The organism is Nonomuraea sp. NPDC050202 (assembly GCF_040656115.1).
Lineage (GTDB): Bacteria > Actinomycetota > Actinomycetes > Streptosporangiales > Streptosporangiaceae > Nonomuraea.
On record NZ_JBFALF010000088.1, the window covers coordinates 1 to 12,287 of the forward strand.

The following is a 12,287-nucleotide window of genomic DNA, read 5'->3' on the forward strand; positions in this document are numbered from 1 at the left end:
CCGAGGCAGTCTGCGACGAAGGAGTAGGTGCGGTTGAGCATGGTCGCCGACTTCTCCGCGAGGATGAACTTGCCGCACGGGGTCTGCGATGTGCTTCGCTCGTCCTTCGTGAAGCGGTAGTAACGTAGGTGGTACACGGGCGGCTGCCCCGGGTCCAGTCATACCGGCGCACGCCGACCGCGAACGGCGTGCTTGGCGCGGGATCTGCGTGTGCCGTTCTGGAACCGAGCAGGGTAACGCCCGCTGCTGCGGCGCTCAGCGTGAGAAAGGTACGTCGTGGCATGGACATGATGCCTCCGTGTGGGGGGTAGCGGAGGTGGGGCGGCCCCAGGCACCCTCACCGTTTGGTGCTCAGCGGACGTAGATGTGGGGTTGCGGTGAGGTGCTCATGCCGTTGACCGTCATCGGCACGAGCACCAGCCCCTATGTGTGACCACAAGCCGGCGACGGCGCGGTCATGGCAGCGGCCGTCATCGTCGCCACCAGAAGCGAAGTGAGGCGCGTCGTGGGTTATCCCTTCAAACCCGAACTGACAACGCCGCGGATGAAGTAACGCTGGGCGAACAGGAAGATCACTAGAACGGGCACCACGTAAAGGGCGGCCGCCGCCGCCTGCACCGTGGAGTCGGGGTTGCCATGCGGGTCGAGGTAGAAGGCGGAGATGGCGACGGACAGTGTGGTTTGGTCGGGGTCGAGGAACAGGGCCGGTCCGAGGTAGTCGCCCCAGATCCAGGTGAACGAGAGCAGGAAGGAGGTCAACAGCACCGGCCGGGACAGCGGCAGGAAGATCTGCAGGAAGATGCGGCCGTACCCGCAACCGTCGATGATCGCCGCGTCTTCCAGTTCGGCTGGGATGCCGGCGAAGAACTGGCGGAACAGGAACACCAGGAAGGGCGAGGCGGCCAGGCCCCACAGCACCCATGGCCAGTACGTGTTGATCAGCCCGACTCGGGCGAACAGCACGTACGTAGGGATCAGCGTCAGAATCTGCGGCAGCATCATGGTGGACAGCAACAGCACGAACAGCGGGCGTTTGCCGCGCCCGCGCAGGCGGGCGAAACCGAAGCCGACCGCCGCGCTGGAGAAAGTCACCAGGATCGCGTACAGGAACGAGAGGAACATCGAGTTCCCCAGGTACGCCGCGAAGTTGATTTCGGTGAGAGCCTGGGTGAAGTTGTCCCACTGCGGCGCCTCGGGCAGGAGCTTGGCTGGGATCGACACCCACTCCGCCTTGGTCTTCAAGGCGGCCAGCACAAGCCAGGCGAACGGCCCGGCGAACAGTATCGCGAGCGTCATCAGCAGCAGGTAGGCGCCGGCCGTCTTGGCGGGCCGCCGAGGGCGCCGGGCCCGCCGCCGCGTGCTGACTGTGGGCGCTGGGGTGGGGATCTTCGTGATGGTCATCGGTCGGCCTCTCTGTCGACCGTGTAGTGGACCCATAGCCGGCTCGACCGCTGCACGAAGAGCGTGATGGCCAGGATGACCAGGAAGAACACAAAGAGCATCGCGGAGCCATAGCCATACCGGCTGTTGACGAAGAACTCCTGATAGACCTGCACCATGTACAGGTGTGTGGTTTCTGGCACCTCGCCCACGTTGCCGACCTGGCCCGTCTGGGCCAGCAGCAGTGGCTGGATGATGATCTGCAGGGAGGCGATGATGCCGGTCACCACTTGGAAGAAGATGACGGGGGAGATGATCGGCACGGTGACGTGGCGGAACACGTGCCAGCGGGTGGCGCCGTCGACGCGCGCCGCCTCTTCCAGTTCGGCTGGGACGCCCTGCAGGGCGGCAAGCATGATCACCATCCCGCCGCCGAGTCCCCACAGGGTGAGGATGATCAGCGCGTAGAACGCGTTCGGGTCGACCAGCCAGGCGATCGGGCCGATGCTGATCTTCTCGAGGATGGCGTTGAGGATGCCGGCGTCTCGGTTGAAGATGAGCTTCCACATGATCGCCATGGCGACGATCGGGACGACCGAGGGCAGGAAGAAGATCGTCCGGAACAGGCCGACTGCCTTCAATCGCTGGTTGAGCAGCACCGCCAGGCCGAGCCCGCCGGCCACCATGAGCGGCACCGCGATCGCGGTGTATGCGAGCGTGCGGACCAGGCTGGCGATGGCCTCCGCGTCACCCATGAGCTCGGCATAGTTGCGCAAGCCGACCCAGCGCCAACGGTCGCTGCGGCCGTTGAAGTTGGTCAGGCTGATCGCGAGCGCGTAGCCGAGCGGTAGCGCGGTGAGCAGCGCGAAGCCGAGTACCCAGGGCGAGACGAACAGGTAGAACGTCCCGCTGGAATGCCGCTTCCAGCTGGGCCGCCCACGCCTCGCCCTTTCCATTGCCATGGCGACCACTAGCCGATCTGGTCCTTGCCTTGCTTCAGCAGCTTGTTGACCTCATCGGTGATCGCCTTGCCGGCCTGCTCGACGGTGATCTCCTTCTTGATGGCCCGCTGAAGCTGCTTGTCGAGCACGGTGTTCCAGCCGTCGGATGCGACCATGTAGGGAGAGTCGGGCAACTGGCCGGCGTACTGCAGTTCGGCCTGCTGGGTCTGGTACGCCTGCTTCTGGTACGGCAGCTCCTGCGGCAACATCGTCAGCTGCGCTTTCAAGGCCGGAATGCCCCAGCCGCTCTTCGCCCGTTCCTCGGATGGCGGGCCGGCCATGAAGTACTCCATGAGTTTCCACGCCTCGTCCTTGTGCTTGGCCTTCGAGGGGATGGCCGCACCCCAGCCCACGTAGGTGGGACTGATGCGCTTGTCGCCCATCACCGGCGCGGGCGCCATCGCGACGTTGTTCTTGATCTCGTCGGACTCTTCGACGAAGTTGCCGCCGTACCAGTAGCCGTCCTGGGTGATCGCCATCCGCTTGGCGAGGAAGAGTGACAGGTCGGCACCGTCCGGCGCCGGGTCGAGCGCGCTGGGCCCCACGCCGGCCTGGGCGAAGTCGACGTACCACCTCAGTGCTCGCAACGCCTCCGGTGTGGTCATGTCGGTCTCGGTCAGGTCCGCGCTGTACAGCTGGCCACCCTGCTGCAGGATCATCATCATGATCGGCGCCGACAGGCCCCAGGCCCACTCCACGCCGAGGCCGTAGACCTGGGTCTTGCCGCCGCTCTTCTTGGTCAGCTTCTTCCCGATCTCCAACAGTTCGTCGTACGAGATCGGCTCGGTCGTGCTCAGCGGCTGGATCTTTGCTTCCTCGAAAAGTGCTCGGTTGTACCAGAGCGTGGCGTCCTGGCTCCAGTCCTTGACGATTCCGTAGTACGGGCCCTGGCCGCTCCGCGTGCCGTCCCATCGGAAGCTGTCGTTGACTGACAGCAGGTGCTCCGGCTTCAACACGCTGCTCTTCGCCATGTACGGGTCCAGCGCGGTGTACAGCTCCTGGGCGTTGGCGCTCGAGCTGCCGACCGCCACCGCGCGCACGAAGTCCGGTGGCTCGTTCGAGGCGAGCATCGCGTTGAGCCGCGTGCTGTCGTACTCAACAAAGTTGATCTTAATTCCGGGGTTCTTGGACTCGAAGTCGGCGATGTGCGCCTTCGTCAGCTCGTCGGTTTTGTACATGACGGTGAGCGTCACGGTCTTGCTGTTGCCGGACGGGCCGCCCGAGCGGCCTGAGCTGGCGCTGCACGCTCCGAGCAATGGTGTCGCCGCCGCGGCGCCGGCAGCAAGTAGGGCCGAGCTGCTCAGGAGGCGGCGTCGGCTGATACGTCCGTAAAACATGGGCTTCCCTCCGCCAACCAGTGGGAATTCGCTATGAGCGTTCACAGTGCTCGCTCCAGTTGTGGTGGAGAACGGTCGCGGCGGCGAGTAACGCAAACGCCACCGAGATCTTTTTCATGGGACCCTCCAAGGAGGTCGTGCTCAGGGGCGGAGGACGGGCATAGCAGACTGACCCGTTCGCGCTAGCGTTCTGCGCCACGAGCGGGTGATCAGTCCGCTCGAGCAGCCCTGGTGTCGCTGTGCCGGAGGGCCGGTGTCGACGATCACGGTCGAGCGGAGGCCATGGCACTACGTGGTCTGCGATGCGGCGTGACCGGGATCGGCTGGGAAGCCGCAGGCAGGGGTGAGGGTGAGGCCACGTGTCCTCCTCACAGGTCTGATGAGGGTCTGTGAACGTTCCCAGCGACTTATCCCTTGCCGGCGTGAGCATCCACGCGCCACTGGAATGCGAGGCTCCTTGGCGGGCTGGACGCTAACGCACGTGTCTCGCGGTCGTTATATCGTTTTAATCGCAAATATCGCGACGTCGGCCGGCCGCGAGGGTCGGACTTCGATGGGCTATACGCGTCGTGGGGCTTTCTTTTGAGAGAGATCCGGGCTGACCGGCGTGCCGTACTGGGCCTCAGGAAGAACACCGCGGCGGCCATGGTGGAAAGGTTGTCGGGGAGTTCGGCAGGCGCAGACCGGGCCAGGCAGCGTGGCTAACTATGCGCAGGGGGTGTTCCGCCGATTGCGGGCAAGGCGGACAGCTCGGTTGTGCCCGTACCTCGGGAGCGGCGTGTCCGCACGAGCCGCTCTCTTGTCGCCCTGCGCCGGCCGTACCGACGGTCGCAGTCAGGTGGATGCAGTGTCGCCGCATGCCCCGCGGCGGGCGTGGCGGTGATCTCGTGCGAAGCCGCAGATGGGCTGGCAGCGCGGCCACATGCCCTCCTCACAGGCTGAATGAGGTTCTGTGAACGTGCACAGTAACGCACGGGCCGACGTATCGAAAGGCCCACTCTTGGATTCGCAGTAAAAGCCCTGATAGCGAGCATGTAGCCGATGAAAGAGCCACTTTCTGCTCTGTGAACGCTCCCAAAGACTGCTCTTCAGGCGCCTCTCGCCGGTATGGCGCGCCGGAGGTGCCAGCAGCCTTCCCAGGAAGCCTGGCGCCCCTGCGATCGCTGGTCGGTCGGCAACGCCGTCTGTCGGCAACGTCGGCTCTTGACATCGCCGCTGTCTGTTTGCACAATGCGGAATGCGTTTTCCGAGCTGTTGACCGGTCCGATGCGGCACCTGCAGAGACGTTGTCCGCCGCCTCTGCGGGCGAGCCATCCAACGCCTTTTCGCTCACGCCCAACGCGGTTGAGAGCACGCTCCGCCCCAGGCGGCGAAAGATTTCCCGGAGTCCCTGGCCACACGGCTACTGCAGCAACGCGCATGTCCAGGTGATTCGCTGCGCAGCCGTTTGACCATCGAAAGGCGGTCGCAACCCATGGTGAGTACGCACTTAGGCATTCAACGACTTACCCGATCAGGGATCATCCTCTCGCTGCTGGCCTCGGCTCTCATCTTCAACGCCACGGCCGCGCAACCCGCCCAAGCAGCTGATATTCCGCCGAACCCGCTGGAGAAACCTGGTTGGATTCTCGATCGGAACGACGAGTTCAACGGCAGCCTCGACACGAGCCTGTGGATCACCAACTACTTCGAGTCGCGGACGACCGAGGAGAGATCCAGGGCGCGGTACGGATTCCGCGACGACGCCCTCGTCCTGCGCATCGACGACGACCAGCCGGCCTATTACGCCGACGGCAACCCGATGAAGGTCTCCAGCATCCAGACCGGGCAGAGGACCGGTCTGCACAAGACCTCTCCTTTCCATCACTCGATCCCCACCATCATGAAGTACACGCCGCGGTACGGGTACTTCGAAATCCGCGCGAAAAGCTCGGCGAGAAGCGGGATCCACACCGCGTTCTGGACGGCAGGCAGGCAGGACACGTCGACCCAGACGGGGGAGATCGACGTCATGGAGCACCCGGGTCGGATGGGGCGCAGCTTTCTCTACAGCCTGCACAAGTGGTCCGACCCCAACTTGGTGGAATCCAGCAACACGATCTCCGTTGGATTCGACATGACGACCGAGATGCACATCTACGGTCTCGAGTGGACACCGACGCAACTCAAGCTGTATGTGGACAATGTCCTGACGAGAACCATCAACGCGTCTCCCGCCTACGGTGCGGTGTTCTTGCTGGGCATCTACGAGAACGCCGGCTGGACCGGAAACGTCGATCCCGCGGACCCCAGGCCGAGAGAATTCGTCGTCGATTATTTCCGTGCCTACCGCAAAGCGGCGGACGTGCCGATCGTGAGCGGCGCCACCTACAAGATCCGGAACGTGGCAACGGGCAGATACCTGGACTCCGAGGCGAACGGCGCGCTGATCGTCGCGGCCCCGAGTTCCTACGACGACCAGGACTGGGTCGTCACGCAGCAATCCTCCGGCGCGTGGACGATCAGGAACGCCAGAACAGGGAGGTATTACCTGGACAGCGACGCGACGAACAACGCCGTCATCTGGAACTCCGGTGAAATCATCGCCGATTCGCTCTGGGGATTCGAGTCGGCCCCCGGAGGCCACCGCCTGACCAACGGCCATGTCAGCCGCGACTACATGTACGCGACTTCGGCGGGCGAGGTGAAATGGAACACCGGCGCGACCGACGCCAGCACAGTCTGGGCCTTTGAGCCCAAGTAGAGGGCCGGCTCGGCTCGACCCGTGAAGGGGCGCGCGGCTGGCTGCGGACTGCCCGGTCGCATCGGGAACGCGAGAGGAAACCCGGTGTGAGCCTGCGAACCCGACCAGGGCCTGTGGGTGCCGAATATTGCGTCACAGGGTTTGATCTGGGGTTTGCCGTGTTCGCGGGCTCGGCTCTGGCAAGATCGCAGGGCGGCTCTGCGGCTGCTGCACTTGATCGTCTTACGGGTATTCGGCTGGATCGCGCTGCTTGCGCGATCACAGGCGTCCAAGGATGCGGAGATCTTGGTGTTGCGGCATCAGCTGGCTGTGCTCTGCCGCCAGGTGGCCGTGCCTCGGCCGTCGTGGGCGGACCGGGCCATCATTTCCGCGCTCGCGCGACTCCTTCCTCGACGCCGCCGATGTCACCTGTTCGTCACACCGCGGATGCTCCTGCGCTGGCACGCCGACCTGGTGAAGCGGCGCTGGACCTACCTCAGGCACGGGCGGGGACGACCACCGATCCGACCTACCATCCGAGCCCTGGTGCTGCGCTTGGCCGCCGAGAATCCGGACTGGGGGTCCCGGCGTATCGCCAGGCAGATCGCTGGCCTGGGTCGGAAGGCGTCCCCGGCCACCGTGTGGGCGATCTTGAAGAAGGCCGGCGTCGATCCAGCTCCCCGGCGCAGCGGTCCGACCTGGGCTCAGTTCCTCAAGGCCCAGGCGTCCGGGATCTTGGCCTGCGACTTCTTCAGCGTCGAGACGGTCATGCTCGCGCGACTGTACTGCTTCGCCGTGGTCGAGCACGCCACCCGACGGGTCCACGTGCTCGGTGTCACGGCGCGCCCCACCGCCGGCCGGGTAGCCCAGCAAGCCCGCAACCTGATGCTCGACCTGGGCGATCGGATCAGCGACTTCCGATTCCTGATCAGAGACCGGGACAGTAAGTACACAGCTCTGTTCGATGAGGTGTTCAGGTCCGAGGGCATTCGTGTGGTGCTCACCGCACCTCAGGCTCCTCGGATGAACGCGGTCATGGGGCGGTGGGTCGGCACCGTGCGCCGCGAGCTGCTCGACCGGATCCTCATCATGAACGAACGTCACCTGCGCAAGGTTCTCGCCGAGTACGAGACCCACTTCAATAGGCATCGTCCGCAGCGAGCCCTGAAGCAGGCCAGCCCTCTGCGGGCGCTACCCGATCCAGTCGACGCCGACATCGCGGTCTCGCGACGAGACCGGCTCGGCGGCCTCCTCCACGAATACGCCCAGGTCGCATGAGGCGACACAATATCTGGCACCCACACCAGCCGACCGATGAGCAGGAACTCAGCGACGACGCTCAGGAAGAACGCCGGCGCATGCGGCGGCGGATCTTCCACGAGCAGCAGGAGGAGGCCCGCCCCGGACTGCGTCCCCGGCTCCGCGACGCCTACGAGCGAGGAGCGACAAGAGACTGGGGTGATCTGCTGCGCGGTCCTCAGGAACCAGAACTCGACCTAGGAAGTGACGAGGGCTTCTTGAAGCGGCGACGCCGGAGACGTACCGGGCCGTCAGCCGCTCCAGCCTGCCCCCAGAACGCGCCTAGCCATTAGGGCTCGCATTCGATCGACCATGCTCAGCAGCTGCTGGAGATGAGCGCCGGTTCATTGTTGTCTGCTCTGGCCGCGCTCGGCGATCAGACAGCGCTGCCCGAGATCATCGACACTCTCGTTGCGGCCGTACGTCACGAGCAGCGGTCGACCACGTGCTCGGCTCTGAAGGCATCGGCGGCGTTCGGTCCCGCGGCGGCGCCCGCACTCCCGGCGATCCGGTCACTGACCGCGGCCTCCGACGCTCACGTGCGGCACGCTGCGTTTGGCACGCTGTGGGCGGTCAGCGGCGACCAGGAGGAGGTGATGCCGCTCCCTCATGCTCTGCTTGGGAGCAGCATCTCCTTTGGAAGACACTGGCAGCGGATGTGCTTGGGGAGATCGGTGGTGAGGCGGAGATGCGGGTTGTTCTGGAAACCCTGCTCCAGGCATGGGAACAGAATCCGGCAACGGCCAATCGTGTGGTGGCGTGCCTGGACCGGATGGGCCCCGCTGCTGCGCCTGCCCTGCCGCGGCTTCGCTCGGAACTGATCCGTCCCCGACGTGGAGGCCGGTTCGCGAGCATCGGCAACGATGAGGAACTGCAGCGGATCAGTCGTGCCATCGTTGAACGGCTTGCCTGAGCCATCGAGGGTGGGAGGGTTTTCGCGACCGGTGGCTGCGTTCCCGCGGCCCGACCCAGCGTCGATGCCGTAGCCGCTCATGTCGCGGACCGTGATCCCCTGCGCCGCGGGAAGCGAGGCACCATCACATGAGCTCATCCTGCGACCTGATCAGCCGTGGTCGCCCGGAGTGTACGTGCCACCGCGTCGTCCGTCCCGGCGTCCTTGGCCGGCGACATGACCAGCGCTGCCTGCGCCATGTCCTCGAAGGAGAGTCAGCGCGCCCTTGGTGCCCTGTGGACCACTGCGTAGTGCCGGGCGGCTCCACCGCATCGCCCAGGCCGCAGCCCGGCGAGGTCTCCTGCAGCCAGGCCAAGAGCTTCGCGCAGGCTTTCCTCAAGGGCCGGCCGCACAAGGCGGCCATCGCCACCACCCTGTTCAAGGACCACATCCAGAAACTCGGCGACCAGCCCTTCACGGCGATGCCGCAACATGCGAATATATGTTCGAAGAACGAAGATCGTCTTTCGGAACGGAGTGCATGTGCGTCCATCAGCCTCTGTACGCATCGGCCGATTAGTCGCCTCGGCCGGGTCCCTGCTCCTGGCGGCGAGCCTGCTCGCCGCCCCAGCCCCCGCCGCTGCGGCCGCCGATCTCGTCGCCGACCTCGGGGTCGCGGGCAAGGGCGGGGACCTGGTGGCCGGCCACGGCAAGGTCTTCGTCGCCGCCGACGACCGGATCGTGGTCACGCACCTCGACGGCGAGGCCGTCACCACGATCGGCGGCCTGTCCGGAGTCACCGCCCTGTCCGCGCCGGACGGCGCCAGGAAGGTGTACGCGACGCTGAGCGGCACGCATGAGGTGATCGAGATCGACACCGCCACGGTCGCCGTCACCCGGCGCATCGATCTGTCCGCGTATCCGTGCCCGTCCACGCTGGCGCAAGCCCACAACCGGTTGTGGATCGGATACGGCTGCGGCGGGGCGGGTGAGGGAGGGGTCGTCGCGCTCGAGGTGCGGGCCACACCCATCCTCGTCAAGGTCGGGCCGGCCACGACCCAGCCTCCGCTGGTCGCGGTCGCCGGCGCCTTCCTCGCCGTATCGGAGCCGGGAGTCAGTCCCGCCACCGTCAGGTTGTACGACGTCAACCGCGACCCGGGCAACCCGCTCGGCGAGATCCTCGGCGACGCGGACGGGCTGCCGCCCCTGGAGGACCTGGCCCTCGCCTACCAAGGGTCGGCGGTGCTGCCGGTGCCGTCCGGTGCCCACCGCTTCGACGCCTGGGACACCACGACCTTCGACCGGGCCCACGCCTACGACGAGAAGGGGCCGACCGGGCACGACCTGGCCGCCACCGTCGCGGCCAGCGAGAACGGCTACTACGTCGTGGGCGGCTGGAACTCCGCCGCGGGTGACGCGGCGGAGCTTGTGGTCTACGACGCGACCACGAGAGAGGTGATCTACACGGCTGGCCACCAGGGAAAGGCGCTGGTGCCGGGCAGCATCGGCTTCTACGGCACCTACACCTTTGCAGTGTTGAAGGAGCCCGGCACCGGGCGCATGCACCTTTGGCGGCTGCCGTCCGCGCCCTACCACTCCTCGGCCCTGACCCTGACGGCGCCCGCCGAGGCGAACGCGCTCAAGCCGCTGACCATCAGCGGACGGCTCACGCTCAGTACCGGGGCGACCCCCGGCGTGCAGACGCTCGAACTGTACAGCTGGCTCCCCGACGGCACCGACAGGCCCTTCCGAGAGGTCACCACAGCAGCGGACGGGACCTACGAGTTCACCGACACCCCACCGGGCCTCGGGGCGTTCAGGTATCGCCTGTCCTGGCCGGGCAACTCCTGGTACTACGGGGCCTACGCGACCGCGACCGTCACGGTGGCCAGGTACGAACCGGCGCTCACCGTGACCGGGCCCGCGACGGGCGCCGTCGGCGAGGTGCTGGAGTTCAGCGGTACCTTTGCCGCCGACGGCGTCGTATACCCGCCCACGACGGTCACCGTCAGCCGCAGGGCCGTCGCGCCGGACGGCACCGTCACCACCAAGGGTCAGAAACTGGCCGCCGCCACCGACGGGACGTTCGCCTTCACCGACACGCCGACCACGGCCGGGAAGCACACCTACACCGTCACGCTGGTCGGGAGCTCGACCGTCAAGGGAACGAGCACCAATCACGTGGTCACCGTCGTCGAGCCGGCGGGATAGCGTCCCAGGGAGCCAGGGCCTACCTCTCGTAGGCCCCGGCGATGCCGGCCGCGGCGGCGCGCAGGGGCTTCAACAGGCGGGGCAGCTCGCGGGCGCGCTGCGCGGACAGCACGATGCCCAGCGCAGCGACGGGCCCGCCCGGCCACGACGATCGGAGCGGCGGCCCAGCACGAGCCGGCCGTCACCTCCCCGTACGTCAGCGCGTACCCCTGCGCCCGCACCGCCGCCGGCTCCCTGGCCAGCCGACCCGGCTCGGTGAGCGTACGCCGGGTCGGGCGTTCGAGCCGGCGGGCCAACTCCGCCCAGCAGGGGCTCGGGATTTTGGCCGGGCCCCGCCGGACGGCGGGGCTGGGCCGCCTGGCGGCTTGCGCGAGGCGCGGCCCGGGCATCGGTCGGCTCCTGATGGCCACTTCCACCTGTGCATGGGCCTCGGCGCGCGGGAGCAACTCGAAATCGGGTAGACCGAGCACCGCCCCTCGTCGGTGAATGCCGGGCATCGGCCCGGCGGCCGAGCGCGGCTCGGCGTTCGGCCTCTTGCCGGTTCGGCAGCCGTATCTCCGCCGCACGGAGGCGCTGCCGCTCGCGCGCGCCCATGTCGATCATGTCCGGGCAGTCGGACTCACCGCACAGGCCATGACACTGCGCCTGCTGAAGATACCATCCATACAGGTCAAGCGGCGTGTGAGTACTCGTGGAGGACGTCGGAGAGCCGGTCTCGTCGGCGTATGTTCAGGTCGGTGATTCGCTCTGGATCCGTGATCGGACCCGGGACGGTGCGCAGCGGAGCAGCCTGGCCTAGGGCTTGGTGCGCGCGGTGCTGGTTGATGAAGCGTTGGTACTCGCGTAGGGCGTGCCGCAGGTGATGTTCGTTCCAAACGGGGCAGCGGTCGAGGAGTTCACGGCGGCAGGACTGCACCCACCGCTCCATGATCGAGTTCATCCGCGGTATCCGGATGCCGGTGAGCACCGTCTTGATGCCGGCCTCGGCGAGGATCTCGTCTAAGAGGGCGGGGAACTTCCCATCCCGATCTCGGAGCAGAAAGCGCGCCCGACAACCCGCATCGTCCAGGTCCATCACCAGATTCCTTATCGCCTGGGCGACCCAAGTTTGCGGTGGGGTGCGCGGTGCTGCCGAGCACACGGATGCGCCTGGTGGCGATGAGGTGTTCACGACCGAGGGCATCCGCGTGGTGCTCACCGCACCACAGGCTCCTCGGATGAACGCGATCATGGAGCGGTGGGTGGGCAGCGTACGCAGCGGTGGCCCTTTGCGCCAAGCTCAAGTGGGATATACGGGACTACTATTCCCTAACTGACATGAGTAGGAAGCGAGAACGGGGACCGACCACAGTGAACCCATTTCAGGCTCACGCGGCTTGAGCGACGCGATGGTTCTGAAGGACGGCGATGGCCTTGCAGAGATGGCCGGCCTTTGACGGGCTGCA

9 protein-coding genes are annotated in these 12,287 nt (G+C 66.3%); 4 read left to right on the top strand and 5 right to left on the bottom strand.

Translation table 11 applies throughout. The annotated features are described in order from the left end of the window. Window positions 1–510: 510 nt before the first annotated feature. Genes AB0I79_RS62545 through AB0I79_RS62555 form a run of 3 tightly spaced genes read right to left on the bottom strand, consistent with a single transcriptional unit; the run spans window position 511 to window position 3,574 of the window. Entirely contained in the window at window positions 511–1,401 is an 891-nt protein-coding gene (locus tag AB0I79_RS62545) for a carbohydrate ABC transporter permease (RefSeq protein ID WP_185101788.1), read from the bottom strand. Further along, window positions 1,398–2,342, bottom strand: a complete 945-nt coding sequence (locus tag AB0I79_RS62550) for a sugar ABC transporter permease (RefSeq protein WP_357896003.1) — start codon at window positions 2,340–2,342, stop codon at window positions 1,398–1,400. Before AB0I79_RS62550 ends, AB0I79_RS62545 begins: the two co-directional genes overlap by 4 nt. Window positions 2,343–2,350: 8 nt before the next feature. Beyond that, complete coding sequence (locus AB0I79_RS62555) at window positions 2,351–3,574, bottom strand: sugar ABC transporter substrate-binding protein (protein WP_357895986.1); 1,224 nt, start codon at window positions 3,572–3,574, stop codon at window positions 2,351–2,353. 1,618 nt (window positions 3,575–5,192) lie between these two features. Between AB0I79_RS62555 and AB0I79_RS62560 the strand changes: the two genes are divergently transcribed. The 4 genes from AB0I79_RS62560 to AB0I79_RS62575 all read left to right on the top strand — a co-directional run bounded on the left by AB0I79_RS62560 (window position 5,193) and on the right by AB0I79_RS62575 (window position 10,842). Beyond that, a complete protein-coding gene (locus AB0I79_RS62560; RefSeq protein WP_357895989.1) occupies window positions 5,193–6,461 on the top strand; it encodes a family 16 glycosylhydrolase in 1,269 nt (422 codons plus the stop codon). A gap of 213 nt (window positions 6,462–6,674) precedes the next feature. Next, a complete protein-coding gene (locus AB0I79_RS62565) occupies window positions 6,675–7,718 on the top strand; it encodes an integrase core domain-containing protein (protein WP_357895992.1) in 1,044 nt (347 codons plus the stop codon). A gap of 679 nt (window positions 7,719–8,397) precedes the next feature. After that, window positions 8,398–8,652, top strand: a complete 255-nt coding sequence (locus AB0I79_RS62570) for a hypothetical protein (protein WP_357895994.1) — start codon at window positions 8,398–8,400, stop codon at window positions 8,650–8,652. A 522-nt stretch (window positions 8,653–9,174) separates the two neighbouring features. After that, window positions 9,175–10,842, top strand: a complete 1,668-nt coding sequence (locus AB0I79_RS62575) for a hypothetical protein (protein ID WP_357895997.1) — start codon at window positions 9,175–9,177, stop codon at window positions 10,840–10,842. Here the strand turns inward: AB0I79_RS62575 and AB0I79_RS62580 are convergent. Next, the gene (locus AB0I79_RS62580; protein WP_357896006.1) at window positions 10,809–11,339 is read right to left on the bottom strand and encodes an IclR family transcriptional regulator C-terminal domain-containing protein; all 531 of its coding nucleotides are present in this window, start codon (window positions 11,337–11,339) and stop codon (window positions 10,809–10,811) included. The genes AB0I79_RS62575 and AB0I79_RS62580 overlap by 34 nt on opposite strands. Before the next feature lie 173 nt (window positions 11,340–11,512). Continuing rightward, window positions 11,513–12,073: an integrase core domain-containing protein gene (locus tag AB0I79_RS62585; RefSeq protein WP_357896000.1), complete on the bottom strand. Its 561-nt coding sequence runs from the start codon at window positions 12,071–12,073 to the stop codon at window positions 11,513–11,515. Window positions 12,074–12,287 lie beyond the last annotated feature (214 nt).

Excerpts from the sequence above, each read along its gene's own strand:
- AB0I79_RS62545 (WP_185101788.1), bottom strand. The coding sequence starts at position 1,401 with ATGACCATCACGAAGATCCCCACCCCAGCGCCCACAGTCAGCACGCGG.
- AB0I79_RS62550 (WP_357896003.1), bottom strand. The coding sequence starts at position 2,342 with ATGGCAATGGAAAGGGCGAGGCGTGGGCGGCCCAGCTGGAAGCGGCAT.
- AB0I79_RS62560 (WP_357895989.1), top strand. The coding sequence starts at position 5,193 with ATGGTGAGTACGCACTTAGGCATTCAACGACTTACCCGATCAGGGATC.
- AB0I79_RS62580 (WP_357896006.1), bottom strand. The coding sequence starts at position 11,339 with ATGCCCGGCATTCACCGACGAGGGGCGGTGCTCGGTCTACCCGATTTC.
- AB0I79_RS62585 (WP_357896000.1), bottom strand. The coding sequence starts at position 12,073 with ATGATCGCGTTCATCCGAGGAGCCTGTGGTGCGGTGAGCACCACGCGG.